This window comes from Stappia sp. (assembly GCF_048261845.1).
GTDB lineage: Bacteria > Pseudomonadota > Alphaproteobacteria > Rhizobiales > Stappiaceae > Stappia.
Genome location: NZ_JBLXFR010000035.1, coordinates 1 through 20668, shown reverse-complemented (window position 1 = coordinate 20668; position 20668 = coordinate 1). Strand labels below are relative to the sequence as shown.

The window sequence follows — 20668 nt, the reverse complement described above, 5'->3', positions numbered from 1 at the left end:
GCATGACCGACACATCCGCCCCGACACAGCGCCGGCTGGCGCCGGGCCGCATCGTGCTGGCCAGCCACAATCCGGGCAAGCTGCGCGAGTTCGATGCCTTGATGGCGCCGTTCGGCTATGATGTCGTCTCCGCCGGCAGTCTCGACCTGCCGGAACCGGAGGAAACCGGGACGACCTTCGAGGCCAATGCGGAACTGAAGGCGCGGGCCGCCGCGGAAGTCTCGGGACTACCCGCGCTTGCCGATGACAGCGGCTTCTGCGTGGCCGCGCTCGGTGGCGATCCGGGCGTCTATTCGGCCCGATGGGCGGGGCCGGAGAAGGATTTCGCCATGGCGATGCGCACCATCGAGGAAAAGCTCCAGGCAGCCGGCGCCACCACGCCGGAGAGCCGCCGGTCCTCCTTTGTCGCCGTGCTCTGTCTCGCCTGGCCGGACGGGCATGTGGAGACGTTCCGCGGCGAGGTCGAGGGAACCGCGGTGTGGCCGCCGCGCGGCAATGGCGGTTTCGGATACGATCCGATGTTCCAGCCGGACGGCGAGAACCGCACCTTTGGCGAGATGCCGACGGCGGAAAAGCAGGGCATGTCGCACCGCGCCCTCGCTTTCGCGGACTTTTCCGCACGGTGCCTGGAGGGATAATGGCGGACACGGCGACGGTTGACGGCGGTTTCGGCATCTATGTGCATTGGCCCTTCTGCGAGGCCAAATGCCCGTATTGCGACTTCAACAGCCATGTCCGTCATGCCAGTGTCGACCAGCCGCGCTTTGCCGCCGCCTTCGAGCGCGAACTTGCCCATTTCGCCGCGCGCACGCGCGGTCGGCGCGTTGATTCTATCTTTCTGGGCGGCGGCACCCCGTCGCTGATGGACCCCACGACCGTCGGCCGTGTTCTCGATGCGATCGGCGGTTTGTGGAGCGTGGCGCCGGACGTGGAAGTCTCCATGGAGGCCAACCCGTCCTCGGTCGAAGCGGACAGGTTTCGCGGTTATCGCGCGGCTGGCGTCAACCGGTTGTCGCTCGGCGTGCAGGCGCTCAATGACGGCGACCTGCGCCGTCTCGGCCGGCTGCATGACGTCGCCCAGGCGAAAGCCGCGATCGGCATCGCCCGCTCGACCTTCGAGCGCATCTCCTTCGACCTGATCTATGCAAGGCCGGGCCAGGACGGCGCCGCATGGCGGCAGGAGCTGAACGAGGCCATGGATCTGGCCGCCGACCACCTGTCGCTCTACCAGCTCACCATCGAGCAGGGCACGCCCTATTTCGAGCTGCACCGGACCGGCAAGCTTGTGGTTCCCGACGTCGACACCGCCGCCGATCTCTACGACCTGACCCAGGAGATCTGCGCCGGTCGCGGCATGCCGGCCTACGAGGTCTCGAACCATGCGGTGCCCGGCGCCGAGTGCCGGCACAATCTCGTCTACTGGCGTTATGGCGACTATGTGGGCGTCGGCCCGGGCGCTCATGGCCGGCTGACCGGCGGCAACGGCAAGTTCGCCACCGCCACCGAGCGTCACCCCGAAACCTGGCTTGCAGCGGTGGAAGCGCGCGGCGAGGGTGCCGTGGAGGATATCGCACTGACGCAGGAAGAGCAGGGCGATGAATACCTGCTGATGGGCCTGCGGCTCGTCGAGGGCGTCGATCTGGCCCGCTACGAGGCTATTGCCGACCGCCGGATCGACCCGCGCCGGGTGGCCGATCTCATCGAGCACGGCATGGTGGAACGACTCGACGGGACGCGCATGCGGGCAACTCCTGCCGGATTCCTCGTGCTCGATGCGGTTGTCGCCGATCTCGCAGCGTAATTTTTACCTAGTTATTTCGCATCATCCCGACGCCCCGCGCCGGCCGGCGCCGGCGCACGGAAGCCGCTGTTGAGGCGGATCTTTTCGACCCCGCACCGGGTTCCGGCCTGTGTGTTTTCGTGACCAATGCCCTGACATCTTCTTCGCGGCGCAGCATATCGATCTCCGTATCGGTTGATGCGGCGCACATCTTTGTCATACTATTTTGCAATGCGAAAAAACACGCGGGCGATGTTGCGCCGCGTCCGCCAGACTGCGAGGTCGGTCACGTGTTCTATCAGGTCTATGAATTCAACCATGCGGCAATGAGCCCGGTACGGGCCACTGCCGACATGACACGGCTCTATTTCCAGAATCCGCTGAACCCGCTGACGCACACCCCGTTCGGGCGCTCGATGGCTGCCGGCTGCGAGCTGATCGAACGCATGACGCGGCGCTACGGCAAACCGGAATTCGGCCTGCCCCAGACCACCGTCAGCGGCGTCAAGGTTCCGGTGCGCGAGGAAATCGTCTGGAGCAAGCCGTTCTGCAACCTGCTGCATTTCGACCGCAAACTCGGCGCGAAGCAGCGCAAGGATCCCAAGATCCTGATGGTGGCGCCGATGTCGGGCCACTATGCGACGCTGCTGCGCGGCACGGTCGAGACGCTGCTTCCCGGCGCGGACATCTACATCACCGACTGGATCGATGCCCGCATGGTGCCGCTCACCGAGGGCCGCTTCGATCTCGACGACTATATCGACTACCTGATCGAGATGCTGCATTTCCTCGGCCCGGACACCCATGTGATGGCGGTCTGCCAGCCGTCGGTGCCCGCGCTCGCGGCCGCCGCCGTCATGGAAGCGCATGACGATCCCTTCGCCCCGGCCAGCCTGACGCTGATGGGCGGCCCGATCGACACCCGCATCAACCCGACCGCCGTCAATGACCTTGCCGAGCACAAGAGCATCGAGTGGTTCGAGCGCAACGTCATCATGAAGGTGCCGTTCCCGCAGCCCGGCTTCATGCGCGACGTCTATCCGGGCTTCCTGCAACTGTCCGGTTTCATGAGCATGAATCTCGACCGGCACGTCAGCGCCCATCACGAGTTCTTCCAGCATCTCGTCACCAATGACGGGGACAGCGCCGAGAAGCACCGCGATTTCTATGACGAATATCTCGCGGTCATGGACCTGACGGCGGAATTCTACCTGCAGACCGTCGACACCGTGTTCATCCAGCATGCGCTGGCGCGCGGCACGTTCCGCCACCGCGACGAGATCGTCGATTGCGGCGCCATCCGGCGCACCGCGCTGCTGACCATCGAGGGCGAGAAGGACGACATCACCGGTCGCGGCCAGACCCGCGCCGCCCACGATCTTTGCACGGGCCTCGGGCCCGACATGCAGGCCCACTACATGCAGCCCGATGTCGGCCATTACGGCGTCTTCAACGGCTCGCGCTTCCGCTCGGAAATCGCGCCGCGCATCCTCGACTTCATGCGCACCCACGGGACGCGCCCGGAAACAGCGCCGAAGGCGGCTGCCGCCGACGCGCCCGTGGCAGAGGCACAAAAGCCTGCCGCCAAACCCGCCAAGGCGTCCGATCCGCTGGCCGAGGTGCTGCTCGCCAAACCGCGCGGCGTCGCCGACGACCTCACGGCGATCACCGGTGTCGGGCCGAAGCTGCAGACCGCCCTCAATGGCGCCGGCATCTTCCACTTCTGGCAGATCGCGGCGCTGACCGACGTGCAGATCGCGGCGCTGGACAGCCGCCTCGACTTCCGCGGCCGGATCGATCGCGACGGCTGGATCGAGCAGGCCCGCGGCCTCGCCGCGCAGCCGACCGCCTCCTGACGACGCAGTCGATGGGCGGCTACCTGATCGCGGTCGATGGCGGCGGCAGCACCTGCCGGGCCGCCCTCGCGGCGCGCGATGGCCGCATCCTTGCCCGGGGACGGGCAGGGCCTGCCAACATCGCCACCGACCCGGTCCAGGCCAGGGCCAGCATCGGCGAAGCGGCCCGCGCCGCGATTGCCGATGCCGGCCTGCCGCCGGAGACAATCCGCGACTGCGCCGCCCTGCTGGGGCTTGCCGGCGCCAGGCAGGCGGCGCCAACGGCCGCCGCGCTTCTCGGCGACCTTCCCTTTTCCCGCACGGAACTCACCGGCGATGCCGAGATCGCGCTGGAAGGCGCGCTCGGACCCGGCGACGGCATCATGGCGATCCTCGGCACCGGCTCCGCATTCCTGGCCCGGCACGGCGGGGAGATCCGCTCCGTCGGCGGCTGGGGCCTGCATCTGGCCGACCAGGGGGGCGGGGCGCGGCTCGGACGGGACGCCTTGCGGGCGGCACTGCTGGCCCGTGACGGCGTGCGCCCCCACGGCCCGCTGTCGCGGACGCTTCTGGCCGCCTTCGACGACGACCCGGCCCGCATAGTGACCTTCGCCGGAACCGCCCGGCCCGCCGATTTCGGTCGTTTCGCGCCGCACGTCTTCGACGCGGTCGCTGCCGGCGATCCGGAGGCGGCCGGGCTTCTTACGACCGCCGTCGCGGAGGTTTCCCAGATGATCGCGCATCTCGACTGGGCGGACCGTCCGCGCATCGCCCTGATGGGCGGGCTCGCGCCGCTTTACGCCCGCCACCTTCCCGCCGGCATGCGCGAACGGTTGTCCGACCCGCTGGGCGATGCGCTCGACGGCGCGGTCCGTCTCGCCCTGCGCATCTTCGCAAGGACCTGAGCCGGCTTGCGCAGGCGCGCCGGCTGGCGCATGAAGGCGGGACACGCCGTCTTCAGCAGACCGCCCGGAGGATTGCAGCGCGGATGACCGAACTCACAGCCCTTGCCGCCGCGCGGATCTTCGACGCGGAACGCTGGCATGACGATGCCGCGGTGCTGGTCGAGGGGGCCCATGTCGCCGGCATCGTGCCGCGCGGCGAAGTGCCCGCATCCGCCCGCCTGGTCGAGGCGCGCGGCCGGATCCTCGCGCCCGGCTTCATCGACCTGCAGGTCAATGGCGGCGGCGGCTGCCAGTTCAACGACGCCCCCGACCATGACAGCATCGCCCGTATCGCCGGGGCGCATCGCGCCTTCGGCACCACCGCGATGTTGCCGACCCTGATCACCGACACGCCGGAAATCACCGCGCGGGCGATCCGCGCCGCGACCGGAGCGAGCCGCGCCGTTCCCGGATGCCTCGGGCTGCATCTGGAAGGTCCGCATCTTTCGCTCGCGCGCAAGGGCGCTCACGACGCGCGCCTGATCCGGGTGATGGAGGAGGCGGATCTCGATGCGCTCCTCGACGCGGCCCGCCTGCTGCCCGTGCTCATGGTGACGCTGGCCCCGGAGAGCGTCACGCCGGAACAGGTCCACCGGCTTGCGCAGGCCGGAATCCAGATCAGCCTCGGTCACAGCGACTGCGATTTCGAGACTGCGTCCGTCTATGCACGGGCCGGCGCGCGGCTCGTCACCCATCTTTTCAACGCGATGAGCCCGCTGGGTCACCGCGCCCCGGGCCTTGCCGGCGCCGCGCTCGCCCTGCCCGGCCTCTCCGCCGGGCTGATCGCCGACGGCATCCATGTCGCCGACCCGGTCGCCGCGCTTGCGCTCCGGGCCAAGGCCGGGCCGGGGAGGGTCTTCCTTGTCACCGACGCGATGGCGCCGCTCGGGACCGACGCCCCTTCCTTCACCCTCAACGGACGCGAAATCACCCGCCAGCGGGGGGCGGATGGCATCGGGCGATTGACGCTTGCCGACGGGACACTTGCCGGCGCGGATATCGACATGGCCGCCTCGGTCGCGCGTCTGGTGACGCGGCTTGGCATCGCGCTCGACGAGGCTTTGCGCATGGCTTCGCTCCATCCGGCCGAGGCCGTCGGCATGGCAGATCGCAAGGGGCGTCTCGCACCCGGACACGACGCGGATCTCGTCGAACTCGATGACGACCTCCGGCCCCGCGCCACCTGGATCGGCGGCAGCCGGCTCTATCCCTTGCCGGACACGCGCGGCGCGCGGCCCGAATAGACGGCAAGTTCCTGCGCCGAAACATCTGCCTCGTCATAGGCGCCGATCAGCACGCCGGTATTGCCGCCTGCCCCGCCCCGCCTTGCAAGGATGGCGGCATCCGAAACGGTGGTCCGCTGGCTGACCCTCAGCGCCCAGTCGGAGAGCAGGGCGCGCAACCGGACGACCTCGCCGGCATGGGCGGGATCACGACCAAGGTCGGTGAATTCCTCCGGGTCGTTCTTCAGGTCGAACAGCATGGGCGGCAGGCCGCCTTCCGCGTGAATCAGCTTGAAGCGCCCGTCGAAGACCATGAAAAGGCGCGCATCCTCAACGGAAACACCCAGCCGGTCGGCGATCGGCGTGCAGGAATAGTCGTATTCGCTGATCACCGCGCTCCGCCATTCCCCGGGCGTCTTGCCATGCAGGAAGGGACGGAGCGAGCGGCCCTCGAGAACGTGCGAGGGGAAGTCCCGGGTGCCGCCATCCGCGACCTCGACGAAGGTCGCGGCCAGGTCGATCGCCTCGACCAGCGCGTTGCAGGTCGTGCCGCGCGTCCCGTCTGCGGCATCCGAAGGGTCGTAGACGATCAGCGGCACCTTCACCGAAGGCTCGTGGAAGAGGTCCTTCTCGCCCATCCAGTGATCGCCGAGATAGTCGCCGTGGTCCGAGGTAACGACGATCATCGTCTCCTCGAGTGCACCGGTCGCCTCAAGATGGTCGAGCAGCCGCCCGAAGTGGTCATCGCATTGCCGGACCAGCCCCATATAGGCGGGGATCGCCGCCTCGCGAACCTCGTCGCGGGCGAAACTGCGCGAGACGCGCGAGGCCATGAAGGCGGCGTAGACCGGGTTCGGGTCCTCGCGCTCGCGCGGATCGCGCAGGGCAGGTTGCACGTCTTCCGGCCCGTACATGGCGTGATAAGGCGCCGGCACGATGTAGGGCCAGTGCGGCTTGATATAGGACAGGTGGCAGAGCCAGGGCACGGCGCGGCGGCTTGCTGCACGGGTTTTCAGGAACTCCAGCGCCCGGTCGGTCAGCCAGGGCGTCTCGCTGTCCTCCTCGCGGATGTTGGCCGGCTCAACCGCGTTGCGCATCAGCCAGCCGCTCCCGACGGCACCAAGCCCGTCCGCATCGAGCTCCTCCGACAGGCCGGAATTGGCGTGATCGTGCCAGGGATTGCGCGGCGCATATCCTTTTGCGCGCAGGAAGTCGTTATAGGGCGACGGCTTGGCGTCATAGGGACCGTCCGGGCCTTCCGCCCACAGCCCGTCATCGCGCACATGCGCGTCGAAGCCGCATTCGGCGATCCGCGCGCCGATGATGCCCTCCCTCGAGATACCAAGACGATCGAGACCGGCGCCGTCGACCTTCATGTGCGTCTTGCCGATCAGCACCGCGTCCATGCCCCGCTCCCGGAGATGATCTCCAAGCGTCATTTCGCCGACTTTCAGCGGATAGTTGTTCCAGGCAGCTCCGTGCGAGTGCACGTAGCGGCCGGTGTAGAAGCTCATCCGGGAGGCACCGCAGATCGGCGACTGGACATAGGCGTTCGTGAAACGGACCCCCATCGCCGCCAGCCGGTCGAAATTCGGCGTGGCCAGACGCGGATGCCCCGCGCAACCGAGATAGTCGAAGCGCAACTGGTCATACATGACGAAGAGAATGTTGCGGGGATGTCTCGGCACGGCGGCGGCTTTCTCGGATGCAGGTGACGGGTACTTCACGGGCGGTAATTGATCCGGCCTGCGGGCTTCTCCGGCAAGCGCGAAACACATTGCAGAGCCAGAATTCCCCAACGTCCGGTTATACAAAGCCGCTCAAATCTCATTTTACATTACCATTTGCATGGCCCATCCTTCCCTATTCGGGATCCCGTCCCGGTGTCCCATCGACGGGCACGGGTCCGAAGTCCTGGGAGGAGACACGATGATCGGTAAATTCATGACGACGATGGTGGCCGCGACCGCCATCGCCGCTGCCACCGGCATGTCGGCACAGGCGCAGGATGTGACCTTGCGCGTGCACCAGATGCTGCCGATGCAGGCGGCCATCCCGGCCAAGGCGATCACGCCGTGGATCGAAGCTGTCGAGACCCAGTCGGGCGGACGCATCAAGGTCGAGCACTATCCCTCGATGCAGCTCGGCGGCGCCCCGCCCTCGCTCTTCGACCAGGCCAAGGACGGCGTCGTCGACATCGTCTGGACCGTGCTCGGCTATACGCCGGGCCGCTTCCCCAAGACCGAGGCCTTCGAGCTGCCGTTTCTGGGTGCCGGCGGCGAGGCCACCTCGCGCGCCTTTCATGCCTTCGTCACCAAACATGCCATGGACGAGTTCGAAGGCGTGAAGCCGATCGCCCTGCATGTGCACGGGCCCGGCTTTCTGCATGTGAAGGGCGAGGGCGTTGCCAGTCTGGAGGACATGAACGGGCTGAAGCTGCGCGGTCCGACGCGCATCGTCACCAAGCTCCTGGAAAAGCTCGGCGCGACCGCCATCGGCATGCCGGTGCCGGCGGTTCCCGAGGCGATCTCCAAGGGGGTCATCGACGGCGCCGTGGTCCCCTGGGAGGTGACGCTGCCGCTGAAGCTGACCGAACTGGTCAACACCCATACCGGCTTCGACGATGTGCGAGGCCTCTACACCGCAACCTTCGTCTTCGCCATGAACCAGGCGAGCTATGACAAGCTGCCCGATGACCTGAAGGCGATCATCGACGCCAATTCCGGCATCGAGACAGCCGGCATGTTCGGCCGTGCGATGGACGAGGTCGACAAGATCGGCCGGGCAAAGGCAGAAGCCAGCGGCAACAAGATCATCACACTCGATCCGGCGGAGACCTCCCGCTGGAAGGCGGCGGCTGACCCGATCGTCGCCGAGTGGATCATCGAGATGAACGGCAAGGGCGTCGACGGCGCCGCGCTGGTCGAGGATTCGCGTGCGCTTGTCGCCGCCGAGGCTGGCAAGTAAGACAGTAAAGCAGTCGGGACAGGCACCCGTCCGCGACAGTCGCCGCCGGCCCGTGTCATCGCGGGCCGGCTTTTCCGGACCGGGCCGCCGGCCGAACGCAGGGATGAGGCAGACCACGTGCGTCACTCCATCGAACGCATGCTCGAGCGGCTTGCCGCCGCCCTTGCCATCGCGGGCGGCGCCGTGCTTGTCGCACTGACGGCCACCACGGTGGTCTCGATTTCCGGCAGAGCCCTCAACTGGGCCGGTCTCGGCCCGATTCCCGGCGATTACGAGCTGGTCGAGGCCGGAACGGCCTTTGCCATCTTCGCCTTCCTGCCCTGGTGCCAGCTGAAGCGCGGCCATGTGACGGTCGATCTCTTCCTCGTGCGCTTCGGACCACGCGCCAACGCGGCGATCGACGTCGTTTCCAACATCCTGATGACCGGGGTCTGCGCGCTCATCTGCTGGCGGTTGTGGCTCGGTCTTCTCGACAAGAAGGCCTATGGCGAGACCACGTTCATCCTTCAGTTCCCGCTGTGGTGGCCCTATGCGGCAGCCATGGCCGGTGCCGTCTTCGCGATCCTTGTCAGCGCTTATACGGTCTGGCGCAGCCTCGATGAAACCCTTGCCCGGCCGAGCGCCGCGCCGCGCCAGGAGTAGCCAGACGTGACGTCACTCGAATACGGGCTGTGGTCGATCCCGGTCCTGCTGGCGCTGATCTTCGCCCGTCTGCCGATCGGTCTGGCGATGTTCCTCGTCGGCGTGGCCGGCACGAGCCTCGTCACCGGCTCGACCGTGCCGATCCTGGCGCAGCTCAAGTCACTGGTTTACAGTACTTTTTCCAACTATTCCCTGTCGATCGTGCCGCTGTTCCTGCTGATGGGCCAGTTCGCCACGCGCGGCGGCATGTCGCGCGCCCTGTTCAAGGCGGCGGAGACGCTGGTGGGGCACCGGCGCGGCGGCGTCGCCATGGCCGCGGTCGCCGCCTGCGGCGGTTTCGGCGCGATCTGCGGGTCCTCGCTCGCCACCGCCGCGACCATGGGCCAGGTGGCGCTTCCCGAAATGCGCCGCTGCGGCTATTCCGGCGCGCTGTCGACCGCCTGCCTTGCCGCCGGAGGCACGCTCGGCATCCTCATTCCGCCCTCCGTGGTGCTCGTCATCTATGCGATCCTGACGGAGCAGAACATTGCCAAGCTGTTCATGGCAGCGTTCATTCCGGGCATCCTGGCGGCAGCCGGCTACATGCTGACCGTGTCGCTCTATGTCCGCTTCCGGCCCGACAGCGCCGGCAGCCAGGAAAAAGCGAGCTGGGCGGAACGGGGTGCGGCCCTGGTTGCCGTGTGGCCCGTCCTGATCATCTTCATCGTGGTCATCGGCGGGATCTATTCGGGCATCTTCACGCCGACGGAAGGGGCGGCCGTGGGCGCCGCCGGCACCGGCATCGTCGCCCTTCTCAATGGCGGGCTCGACCGCAAGGGGCTGGTGGAGTCTTTCCTGTCGACCGCCAGCGCCACCGGCATGATCTTCTTCATCGTGCTCGGGGCCAGCGTCTACAACGGCTTCCTCGCGTTCTCGCAACTGCCCCAGCAGTCGGCAGCCTTCGTCGTCGATCTCGGTCTCAATCCCTGGACAGTGCTGGTGCTGATCCTGGTCTGTTACCTGATTTTCGGCTGCATCATGGATTCGCTGTCGATGATCCTCTTGACCATCCCGATCTTCTTCCCGATCGTCTCGGTGCTCGATTTCGGCCTGCCGCCCGAAGAGTTCGCCCTGTGGTTCGGCATCATCGTGCTGATCGTCGTGGAGGTCGGGCTGATCACGCCTCCGGTCGGCATGAACCTCTTCGTCATCAACTCGATGGCGCCCGACGTGCCGCTGTCGCAGACCTTCAGGGGCGTGGTGCCGTTCATCGCCAGCGACATCGTGCGGGTGGCGATCCTCGTGCTCTTCCCCGGACTGACACTGTTCCTGGTGCGATTGCTCTACTGAGACGTCCCCTGCCCGGACCGAGGGACAAAGCCCGGCAGGCGCAATTCGGGCAGCATGTACCACTGTTCGACATGGGTGCGCACAAGCGGGTCGAAATACCGGTCGAGCGCGGCAACGCCATCTGAAACCGCAAGGCTTTCGGAACCGTCCCGGTGGATGGCAAGCGGCGCGCCAATGACGAACCGATAGCGGGCCGTCCCGGTTCGCAGGACATGGACCGGCACGAGCGGTGCGCCGGTTTTCAGCGCCAGCTTGACCGCGGTGACAGCATTGCCGCGCGTCGGCAACGCCCGGCCGAAGGCGGGGAGGTGGATCTGCCGGTCGCACACTTCATCGACGAAGAGAATCGCGTCAAAACCCTCTGCGACCACCATCCGGTGCAGGTGGCGGGCCGAGCGCTGTCCCGGCGGGAAGGCGAACAGCCCGTAGCGCGCCCTGAGCCTTGCGAGAATCGCGTTGGACGCATTTGACGGTTCCGGCTGCCAGGTGCCGACAGCCTCGCGGCCAAGTCCGTTGAGGATCGTCTCGAAGCAGAGCTCGAAAGGCCCCAGGTGAATGCAGGCAAAGACCACCGGGCCATCGCGGGGAAGCCTTGCAGCGACAGCCGCGACACCGGCGGGATCCTCGATCTCCAGCCGGCCGGCCTCCCCGAGCCGCTCCAGCGTCGCGTACTCGGCAAAGACCGCACCGACCCCCTTCCACCACCGGGCCAGCGCCGCGGCATGCGCCGTAGCGGACAAGGGGCCGCCCGCATGCAGCCGGTCAAGGTTCCAGGCGATGCGGCGGGCGTAGATCCGGCCGGCATTCATTCGCTGCACGACAGGCGCCAGCGCCCGCCCGAGGCGCGGCGCGAAACCGACCGGCAACCGGCGCAGGATCTCGTGCAAGGCCTGCTTGAGGAGATCGCGCGGCCACGTCCGCAAGCGGTGCAAGGGAGAGTGTGCCGGGACGGCCGGTGCCCGGGTCTCTTCGAAGGGCAGGGGCGGGATGCGGCGACGGCCGCGAACCGCACTCACAAGGAACGCGGGACGAGCCGCATCGGCAACCTGTCGCCGGGCCGCAACGTCAGCCGGCAGACCGGCTGGATGTCGACGCCCTCCTCGAGCTTCAGGTCGAAGGCCTGGGCGAGAAGCGCGAGCGACAGGATCGATTCGGTCATGCCAAAGGCGAGACCTGCACAGATGCGCGGGCCGATGGCGAAGGGAACATAGGCGAATTTCGACTGGCCGCCTCGGGCACCGCCGAGAAACCGCTCCGGCTCGAAATGATCGGGCCGTTGCCAGAGCTCGGGATTGCGATGCAGCAACCAGGGGACGACCATGACGATCGAGCCCTTCGGCGTCGCCATGCCGCCAACCGTCTCATCGGCCAGCGCCTCGCGGGCAAGGATCGGCACGGGCGGGTAGAGCCGCAGGGTCTCCTCGATGACCGCACGGGTATAGGGCAGGCGGGCGATGTCGTCGAATTCCGGCGACCTGCCGCCGAGCACCGTGTCGAGCTCCGCGTGCAGGGCACGGCGCGCGGCGGGCGCCTGCGACAACAGGAACCAGGCCCAGGCGAGCGTGTTGGCCGTCGTCTCGTGGCCGGCCATGAAGATCACCGCCGCCTCGTTGCGGATCGCCTCGCGGGAGAGCGGACGGCCGTCCTCGTCGCGGGCATCGAGCAACCCGCCGATCACCGAGGTCTCGCCGTCGCGGCTTTTCAGCTGATAGCGCGAGATGACCTCGTCCAGCACCTTGTCGATGCGCGCCACCGAGCGGCGGATCGCCCGGCCGCGCAGGCGCGGCAGCCAGTCCGGCAGGCCGAGCAGGGAGAGAAGGTCGATCTGGTCGATATGGCGCTGGTAGTCGGAAAAGCTCTCGACCACCTCGGCGGCGTAGTCGCGCCCGAGCGCGCTGCCGAAGATGGTGCGGCAGATGATTTCCGCGGTCAGATGTGCCATTTCCTGCAAGGCATCGACAGACGCGTTCTCGCCGGCGGCCGCCCAGGCATCGCGCCGCTCCGCGACCGTTTCCGCCATCACCGGGAAAAAGTCGCGCACCTTCGAGGCATGGATGATGGGGGCGACCACCTGGCGGCGGCGGCGCCAGGTCTCGCCGTCGGAGATGAACAGACCGTCGCCGAGCAGCGGCTCGAGCGCGTGGCGCATCTGGGCGCTCTTGCGCTGGAAGCTCTCGTGCTTGCGGACGAAAGCCTCCTGCACCGTTTCCGGGCTGTTGCAGACGAAGATCTGCTTGCGCAGAACCGCGATCTTCAGCCAGGGCCTGGCGAAGGCGGAAGCCGGCCAGACCGAGAGAAAGCTGCGACGGGCAAGGCCGAGCAGCCGGTAGACCGGCACCGCCTTTACATGGCGGAACGGATAGGGCGGCACATAGCCGTCACCGGCGACCGGCGGCGGCCCTTCGGCGACGAGGATAGCGTCCGCCGCACCGCCGGCGGCCGCGGGCACAGACCCGGAGCGAACCGGGCACAGCCCCTCCTGCCCCGCACCCGGCGCCTTGGCATTCGTCCCAGTCGGTTCATCCATGGTTCTCATCCGGCGCGCGTGGCAGATGGGGCTTTATCGCCCGGACAGGGCCTCCCTCCAAGCCCGACCTTGGGCAAAATTTCAGCTGAAGCCGGTGCAACTTCGACAATTCGGGACAGGAATTTTCGAAAAATTGTCGAATTTTTTATCGATATTGCACCAGTCCGACGCGCCTTCACCCCTTCGGCGCGTAGGAGGCCGGATCGACCTCCGCCGGACGCCCGTCAAGGGAAAGACGGGTGATGGCGGGATCGCTCTCGGCAATGACCTTGCCCGCCCGCACCACGGCGAGACGGCGGGCGCGCAGGCGGATCGCCTCGATCGTGTCCGCCGCCTGCAGCAGGACGAAATCGGCCCTGCAGCCCTTTTCCAGCCCGTAGCCTTCCAGCCCCATCGCCTTCGCCGGATGGGTCGTGACGCAGTCGAAGGCGTAACGCATGTCCTCGCGGCTCATCATCTGGGCGACATGCAGGCCCATCGAGGCGACCTCGAGCATGTCGCCGGAGCCCATCGAATACCAGGGGTCCATGACGCAGTCGTGGCCGAAGGCGACATTGATGCCATGGGCGCGCATCTCCGGCACCCGGGTCTGGCCGCGGCGCTTGGGGTATGTGTCGTGGCGGCCCTGCAGGGTGATGTTGATGAGCGGATTGGCAATCGCGTGAACGCCGGCCTCGGCGATCAGCGGCAGCAGCTTGGAGACATAGTAATTGTCCATGGAATGCATGGAGGTGAGATGCGAGCCGGCGACGCGGCCCGAAAGGCCGAGGCGCTGCGTCTCGAAAGCCAGCGTCTCGATATGGCGCGACAGCGGATCGTCGCTCTCGTCGCAATGCAGGTCGACCATCAGGCCGCGTTCGGCCGCGATCTCGCAGAGCGCGCGCACAGAACGGGCGCCGTCCTCCATGGTGCGTTCGAAATGGGGGATGCCGCCCACAACATCGACGCCCATGTCGAGCGCCCGAAGGAGATTCTGCTCCGCATTCGCCGAACGGTAAAGCCCGTCCTGGGGGAAGGCGACAAGCTGCAGGTCGAGATACGGAGCCACCTGTTCGCGCACCTGAAGCAGCGCCTCGACACCGGTCAGCCGGTCGTCGCAGACATCGACATGGGAGCGAATCGCGAGCAGGCCCTGGCTGACCGCGAGGTCGCAATAGGCAAGCGCCCGCCCGATCACTGCCTCGACCGTGAGCAGCGGCTTCAACTCGCCCCACAGTGCAATGCCCTCCAGCAGCGTGCCGCTCTCGTTCATGCGCGGCAGACCGAGGGACAACGTCGCATCCATGTGGAAATGGCTGTCGACGAAGGGCGGCGAGACCAGACGGCCGGCCGCCTCGACCACCCGGCCGGCCTCGGCTTCGATGCCGGGCTGGAGCGCGACGATGCGGCCGCGCTCGCAGGCGATGTCGATGTTCTTGCGCCCGTCGGGCAGGGTCGCGTTCTTGACGAGAAGGTCGAGGGACATGGCGGTTTTCCGGAAATCGGGGCTGAGAGCAGGAGCAGGATCGGGAGCCGGGCGGCGAGGAGGCAGTTTCGGCTGCAACCGCCCGCGTTTCAAGCGCGCGCCTTGATCACGAGCGAAAGCCGGCCGTTTCGGCAGGCAGCCACCCGGCGACACGGGCGACCGCGTGCAGCGGCGCCCGCATGGCGGGCGGCAAGGCGGGCGGGGACACGGGCGGGCGGGGACACGGGCAGCCGGCCGCGAAGCGAAAGGCGTGTCCTGCGAAAAAATGCCGCCTCGCCTCAGTAGGGCAGGCCGGCATAGTTCTCGGCAAAGGCGGCCTGCGCTGCCCGCGAGGTGGCGAGATAGTCGAACTCGGCCCGCTGCATGCGTGCGCCGAAAGGACCTGTTTCAGGGAAACTGTGGAGGGTCGAGGTCATCCACCAGGAAAAGCGCTCGGCCTTCCAGACACGGGCAAGGGCACGTTCCGAATAGCGCTCGAGCGCCTGGTCGTCGCCCGCGGCATAATGGGCGACCAGCCCTTCGAACAGGTAGTGGACGTCGGAAACCGCCAGATTGAGCCCCTTGGCGCCGGTCGGCGGCACGATATGGGCGGCATCGCCGGCAAGGAACAGTCGGCCGTGGCGCATCGGCTCGGCGACGAAGGAGCGCAAGGGGGCGATGCTCTTCTCGATCGACGGGCCGGTGACGAGACGGGCGGCGACATCGGCCGGCAGGTGGCCGGCAAGCGCCTCCCAGAAACGGTCGTCGGACCAGTCCCCGACCTTCTCGTCGAGCGGGCACTGGATGTAGTAGCGGCTGCGGGTGGAGGAACGCATCGAGCACAGGGCAAAGCCCTTCTCGTGGCTCGCATAGATCAACTCGTCGCTGACCGGCGGCACATCGGCAAGGATGCCGAGCCAGCCAAAGGGATAGACGAGCTCGAAGAGCTTCAGCCGGTCCTCCGGGATCGAGCGGCGCGAAACGCCGTGGAATCCGTCGCAACCGGCGATGAAGTCGCAGTCGATGCGGTGCGTCTCGCCGTCAAGCGTGAAGGTCGCGAAAGGGCTCGCGCTTTCAAGATCGTGCAGGGCGACGTCCTCCGCCTCGTGCAGGACGGTGCCGCCCATCGCATCGCGCGCGGCATAGAGATCGGCCGTGACCTCGGTCTGGCCATAGACCGTCACCGTCCTGCCGCCGGCAAGACCGGCAAGGTCGAGGCGCAGACGACGGTTGTGAAAGGAGATCTCGACACCGTCATGGACCAGTCCCTTGCGATCCATGCGGGCGCCAACCCCGGCCTGCCGCAGGAGATCGACCGTGCCCTGCTCCAGCACCCCGGCGCGGATGCGCGACAGAACATAGGCGCGCGAGCGACGCTCGAGCACGACATTGTCGACGCCGGCGCGATGCAGGAGCTGGGAGAGCAGCAGCCCGGCGGGGCCACCGCCGATGACGAGCACCTGCGTGCGGGCCGGAACGGCACTGGCACCTGCAGAGAGGGAACCGGAGGGGCCTTCGGTCATGGGCTGCGCGTCATCCTGAATGCGTCACGGGTGTCGTTGGCCGACATCGCGGCGCAAGGCACGGCGACATGGCCACATTTCCTGCAAATCCTGCCGGAAGGGACTGGACAAGGGAATGAACAATTCGTTCCATTACATGGATGAATCGAACATTCGACCCTGCTCCCGACTACAGTCTTTACGGGGAACCGGCCGCTTCCGGTTTTCCCGATACGCTGCATATCGAACGTCTTTCGGTGCGCAGCGGGCCGCGGCGCTGGCGCATCGCCTCCCATCGCCACCCGTCCCTGCACCAGTTGTTCTGGATCGAGCGCGGCGGCGGCGTCCTGTTCCATGAAGGCGGCGAGAGCGAGCTCCACGACGCCAGCCTGATCAACATGCCGGCCGGAGCGACACACGGTTTCCGCTTCCTCGCGGGCACGCAGGGCTCGGTCCTGACACTGCCCGACACGGTGTTCGAGCCGATCCGGACGCGTGTCGACCCGGACCGCCGGCTGACGCGGCTGCAGGTGGGGACGGCGCGCACGGTCCCGGCCGAACTGGAAGCACTGCTGGCCGAGCATGGCGGGCGGAGGGCCAACCGGGGCGAGGCGCTGGCGGCGCTTGCCACCCTCACCTTCGTCTGGGCCCTGCGGCAGCTGGACGCCGCGCCGGGCACGGCGGCAGCGGGGGGCGGCGCCCCGGCGCGGCTGGCGGAGCGCTTCCAGGGCCTGCTCGACAGGCACCACGGCGAGTGGCATGCGGTGGGCGCCTATGCGGCGGCCCTGTCGGTAACGCCGCCGCACCTGTCGCGTGCCTGCCGCGAGGCGCTCGGAAAGCCGGCTTCGGCGCTGATCCGCGAGCGGCAGATGCTGGAGGCGCAGCGGCTGCTCGCCTATACGCAGGCGGGCGTCGCCGGGGTCGCCTACCGGCTCGGATTTTCCGATCCGGGCTACTTCTCGCGGGTGTTCTCGTCGCGGACGGGCGTCTCGCCGCGCGACTTCCGCCGCAGGTTCACCTCCGGCGCCGGGTGAGAGGCCGGGGGCGCTCCCCTACAATGCCGCCTTCAACCGCTCGACCAGGGTGCGCAGGACCTCGACACGGGCGAAACGCTTGTCCTCGGCCGGGACAAGATGCCACGGCGCGTAGCTCGTCGAGGTGCGGTCGATCATGTCGCCGGCCGCCCGGGCGTAGTCGTCCCATTTCAGCCGGTTGCGCCAGTCGTCGTCGGTGATCTTGAACTGCTTGTAGGGCGTTTCCTGGCGCTCCTTGAACCGGGCGAGCTGTTCCTGCTTGCTGATCGCCAGCCAGAACTTGACGACCAGCGTGCCGGCATCGTGCATCTCGGCCTCGAACTCGTTGATCTCGTTGTAGGCCCGCATCCAGTCGTCTTGCGAACAGAACCCCTCGACCCGCTCGACCAGCACCCGCCCGTACCAGGAGCGGTCGAAGACCGCAGCGTGGCCGAGTTGCGGCAGGCGGCGCCAGAACCGCCAGAGATAGGGACGCGCGCGCGCCTCCTCGCCCGGCGCCGCGATCCGGTGCACCCGATAGCGGCGCGGATCGAGCGGATGCGTCATCCGGCGAATCGCACCGCCCTTGCCGGCCGCGTCATTGCCCTCGAAGGCAACGACCAGCGACATCTTGCGGAACTTCTTCTTCGTCACGAGGTGGGCAAGCTCTCCCTGCCAGTGGTCGAGTTCAGCCCGATAGCGGTTCTTCGAGATGCGGCTGGCGAGGTCGATCGCCTCCACCGCGCTGCGCCGCCCGACACCGGCGGCGACACCGGTGGCGACGGCGGGAAGGACAGCGGCAGGCGGGGCGGCAGCGGGCGGGGCGGCAGCGGGCGGGGCGGCGAGCGCCTCGACCGTCTCGGGCCTGCGGCTCAGCGCCATCTCGACGCAGCGTCCGGCGGCGGGGTCGGGGGCATGCGGGTCCTCGCTCGGAATGACGATCCAGGGGGCTGCCGGCGTCGAGGTCACCAGCGCCGCACGTTCAAACACCGCGCGGGCCTGTTCGGCCCGTCCGATATCCGTCCACTCGGCCAGGATGTGGCGGGCGCGAGCCTTCTTGCCCAGTCCCTTGAGACGTTCCTTCTGCACTTTCGGGTCGAGAGAGAACCAGAACTTCAGCACCAGCACGTTCTCCTGCGCCAGCAGGTCCTCGAACCGGCCGATGCGGGTCAGCGCAAGCTCGAACTCCGCCTCGTCGATCCGGCCGAGCACGAAGTCGCGCATGGGTGCGTTGTACCAGGAGCAGACGACAACGGACATCTCGCCCAGCGCCGGCAGGTCGCGCCAGTAGCGCCACATGTCCGGCCGCTCACGCTCGACGTCGGTCTCCGCGTCATAGGCGTTGCAGGTGACATAGCGCACGTCGAGCCATTCATGCAGGCGGGCGATCGCCTTGTTCTTGCCGGCGCCGTCAATGCCCGCCACGACGATGACGACGGAGAAGGGCTTCGTCTCGATAACCTTGCGCTGGGCAGCGAGAAGCTCGGTGCGCAGGGCCGGTTCGAGCGCGTCGAAATCGGCACGCGACAGATCGACGGGAAGCGAGGCCGACTGGAACATGAAAACGGACACCTTTTTCCGGAAAACGGGAGGCCAAGGGTGGCGCGTCGCGCCGGCGGGTGCAATCGCGAAACACGCCAAACCCGCATGGCGACGAAGAAAACGGCGCGGCCAAGGATTGGCGGAGCGCCCAGCAGCGCGTACATGTAGCGGGCCCCGCCCCATTGGGCATCGTTTCATTCCGGTGGCCGCGCCGCCTTTCAGCGATTTTGCCAAGATGCCGAGCAGCGACCCGTGACCGACCTTCTCAACCAGCTCGTCGCCTTTATCGGCGAGCACCCGACACTTGCCAATGCCGTCGTGTTCCTGATCGCCATGGGCGAGGCGCTGTTCATCATCGGCATGGTCGTCCCCTCGACCGTGGTGCTGGTGGGGGCCGGAACGCTGGTCGGGCTGGGCAAGCTCGACCCGTGGCCGATCTTCATCTGGACGGTGCTCGGCGCCATCGCGGGCGATGCCATCTCCTACTGGATCGGCCATTTCTACAGGGACCGGATCAAGGCGGTCTGGCCGTTCAACCGCTACCGGACGCTGGTCGACCGGGGCGAAGCCTATTTCCTGCGTCATGGCGGCAAGAGCGTCTTCATCGGCCGCTTCGTGCCGGGCGTGAAGGCGATCGTGCCCGGCATCGCCGGCATGGTCGGCATGCCGGCAGGGCGTTTCACCTTCATCAACGTCACCTCGGCGATCGCCTGGAGCATCGTTCACCTGGGGCCCGGCGTCATCGCCGGCACCGCGTTCAGCGCGCTCGGCGAGATCAGCGGCCGGCTGGCGACGATGCTCGGCGTCTTCATGGTGCTGCTGTTCCTCGCCGTGATGATCGCGCGCTGGATGATCCTGATCGTGCTGCCGCTTTATGCGGGCAGCCGGCTGCGCACCGTCGACTGGCTGGCGCGACGCGAATACCGGGCGGCCAAGTGGCTGGCCCGTGCGCTCGACCCGAGCCACCCGCGCTCGGCCGGCATGATCCTCTCGGCGCTGGCGATCATCGTCACGGTGCCGCTCTTCGTCGCGCTGGCCGCGGCGATCTCGCCCGACAACGGCCTCAACCGCGCCGACACGGCGATCCGCAACCTGTTCCACGACCTGCGGACCCCCGTCGGCGACGACATCATGACCTTCCTGACGATGCTGGGAGACGGCGTCGTCACTGCCTGCGTCGCCGCGGTGGTGGTCGCCTATCTCTTCGCGCGGCGGGCCTGGCGGCGGGCGAGCGGCCTGCTCATCGCAATCGCCGGAGCGGCCGTGTTCGTGCCGCTGTTCAAGCTGCTGTTCCATCGGGAGCGGCCGATCGACATCTATTCCGGCGCCGACGCGCTGTCCTTCCCCTCCGGCCACGCCACCCTGACGACGGTGCTTTACGGCATCATCGCGGTGCTCGTCGCCCATGACCGTTCGCCCCTGACCAAGGCCGGCGTGTTCTCGCTCGCGGTGCCGCTGATCGGCGGCGTCGCCTTCTCGCGCATCTATCTCGGCGCCCACTGGATGAGCGACGTGGTGGGCGGACTGGCTTTCGGCACGGCGATGGTGGCCGCCTTCGCCTTCGTCTTCGGCTCGATCCACAACGAGAAGATCGGACGCTGGGCCCTGGCGGCACTTTCCTGCGTCACGCTGGCGGCCGTCGGCGGCCTGCATGTCATGCGCAATTTCGACCAGACGACGGCGATGTACCGGCCGACGACGCCGGTGGTGTCGATGTCGGCGGGCGACTGGCTTGCCGACGGCTGGAGGCAATTGCCCTCGCACCGCATCGAGCTCAATGGCGAGCGCGAGGAACCGCTGATCCTGCAATGGGGCGGCGATCCGGAGGCGCTGGCCGCGGCGCTGGCGCCGGCCGGCTACCAGCCGGCACAGGGCTGGGCGCTGACGACATTTGCCGGCTTCCTGACCGGACAGACGGCA

The 20668-nt window shown here is 67.6% G+C and carries 16 protein-coding genes; 10 read left to right on the top strand and 6 right to left on the bottom strand.

Going from position 1 to position 20668, the window contains the following annotated elements; translation table 11 throughout:
* The first annotated feature begins 2 nt into the window (after nt 1-2).
* From rdgB to nagA, 5 genes are all read left to right on the top strand, one after another.
* Nucleotides 3-638 (top strand): RdgB/HAM1 family non-canonical purine NTP pyrophosphatase, encoded by a 636-nt coding sequence (gene rdgB / locus ACN0T5_RS14340; protein WP_417769289.1) that lies wholly within the window; start codon nt 3-5, stop codon nt 636-638.
* On the top strand, nt 638-1801 hold the full coding sequence (gene hemW / locus ACN0T5_RS14335) for a radical SAM family heme chaperone HemW (protein ID WP_417769288.1): 1164 nt from the start codon (nt 638-640) through the stop codon (nt 1799-1801). The genes rdgB and hemW overlap by 1 nt, the downstream gene beginning before the upstream one ends.
* 269 nt (nt 1802-2070) lie before the next feature.
* Nucleotides 2071-3636 (top strand): polyhydroxyalkanoate depolymerase, encoded by a 1566-nt coding sequence (gene phaZ / locus ACN0T5_RS14330; protein ID WP_417769287.1) that lies wholly within the window; start codon nt 2071-2073, stop codon nt 3634-3636.
* 11 nt (nt 3637-3647) lie between these two features.
* Nucleotides 3648-4520, top strand: a complete 873-nt coding sequence (locus tag ACN0T5_RS14325) for a BadF/BadG/BcrA/BcrD ATPase family protein (protein ID WP_417769286.1) — start codon at nt 3648-3650, stop codon at nt 4518-4520.
* Between the two features lie 83 nt (nt 4521-4603).
* Nucleotides 4604-5803 carry an N-acetylglucosamine-6-phosphate deacetylase gene (gene nagA / locus ACN0T5_RS14320; RefSeq protein ID WP_417769285.1) on the top strand — a complete coding sequence of 400 codons (1200 nt, stop codon included), beginning with the start codon at nt 4604-4606 and terminating at the stop codon, nt 5801-5803.
* On the opposite strand, the gene ACN0T5_RS14315 is transcribed toward nagA, so the two are convergent.
* Nucleotides 5764-7470, bottom strand: coding sequence for a sulfatase-like hydrolase/transferase (locus ACN0T5_RS14315; protein ID WP_417769284.1), 1707 nt, complete (start codon nt 7468-7470; stop codon nt 5764-5766). The genes nagA and ACN0T5_RS14315 overlap by 40 nt on opposite strands.
* Before the next feature lie 241 nt (nt 7471-7711).
* On the opposite strand from ACN0T5_RS14315, the gene ACN0T5_RS14310 reads away from it, so the two are divergent.
* The 3 genes from ACN0T5_RS14310 to ACN0T5_RS14300 all read left to right on the top strand — a co-directional run bounded on the left by ACN0T5_RS14310 (nt 7712) and on the right by ACN0T5_RS14300 (nt 10720).
* Nucleotides 7712-8749 (top strand): TRAP transporter substrate-binding protein, encoded by a 1038-nt coding sequence (locus ACN0T5_RS14310; protein ID WP_417769283.1) that lies wholly within the window; start codon nt 7712-7714, stop codon nt 8747-8749.
* A gap of 117 nt (nt 8750-8866) precedes the next feature.
* Nucleotides 8867-9391 carry a TRAP transporter small permease gene (locus tag ACN0T5_RS14305; RefSeq protein ID WP_417769282.1) on the top strand — a complete coding sequence of 175 codons (525 nt, stop codon included), beginning with the start codon at nt 8867-8869 and terminating at the stop codon, nt 9389-9391.
* Nucleotides 9392-9397: 6 nt separating this feature from the next.
* A complete protein-coding gene (locus ACN0T5_RS14300) occupies nt 9398-10720 on the top strand; it encodes a TRAP transporter large permease (RefSeq protein WP_417769281.1) in 1323 nt (440 codons plus the stop codon).
* On the opposite strand, the gene ACN0T5_RS14295 is transcribed toward ACN0T5_RS14300, so the two are convergent.
* The 4 genes from ACN0T5_RS14295 to pobA all read right to left on the bottom strand — a co-directional run bounded on the left by ACN0T5_RS14295 (nt 10714) and on the right by pobA (nt 16214).
* Nucleotides 10714-11652 (bottom strand): lysophospholipid acyltransferase family protein, encoded by a 939-nt coding sequence (locus ACN0T5_RS14295; RefSeq protein ID WP_417769280.1) that lies wholly within the window; start codon nt 11650-11652, stop codon nt 10714-10716. The two genes, ACN0T5_RS14300 and ACN0T5_RS14295, sit on opposite strands and share 7 nt — an antisense overlap.
* A gap of 80 nt (nt 11653-11732) precedes the next feature.
* Entirely contained in the window at nt 11733-13247 is a 1515-nt protein-coding gene (locus tag ACN0T5_RS14290; RefSeq protein WP_417769279.1) for a cytochrome P450, read from the bottom strand.
* Nucleotides 13248-13422: 175 nt separating this feature from the next.
* Nucleotides 13423-14712 (bottom strand): amidohydrolase family protein, encoded by a 1290-nt coding sequence (locus ACN0T5_RS14285; RefSeq protein ID WP_417769278.1) that lies wholly within the window; start codon nt 14710-14712, stop codon nt 13423-13425.
* Nucleotides 14713-14990: 278 nt separating this feature from the next.
* The gene (gene pobA / locus ACN0T5_RS14280) at nt 14991-16214 is read right to left on the bottom strand and encodes a 4-hydroxybenzoate 3-monooxygenase (protein ID WP_417769277.1); all 1224 of its coding nucleotides are present in this window, start codon (nt 16212-16214) and stop codon (nt 14991-14993) included.
* 140 nt (nt 16215-16354) lie between these two features.
* Here pobA and ACN0T5_RS14275 point away from each other — a divergent pair, with 140 nt between their 5' ends.
* Nucleotides 16355-17227 carry a helix-turn-helix domain-containing protein gene (locus tag ACN0T5_RS14275; RefSeq protein WP_417769276.1) on the top strand — a complete coding sequence of 291 codons (873 nt, stop codon included), beginning with the start codon at nt 16355-16357 and terminating at the stop codon, nt 17225-17227.
* Nucleotides 17228-17245: 18 nt separating this feature from the next.
* Here ACN0T5_RS14275 and pap read toward each other — a convergent pair whose 3' ends face one another.
* Entirely contained in the window at nt 17246-18778 is a 1533-nt protein-coding gene (gene pap / locus ACN0T5_RS14270; protein WP_417769275.1) for a polyphosphate:AMP phosphotransferase, read from the bottom strand.
* 222 nt (nt 18779-19000) lie between these two features.
* On the opposite strand from pap, the gene ACN0T5_RS14265 reads away from it, so the two are divergent.
* The coding region (locus ACN0T5_RS14265) for a bifunctional DedA family/phosphatase PAP2 family protein (RefSeq protein ID WP_417769274.1) at nt 19001-20668 on the top strand (1668 nt) is incomplete at its 3' end.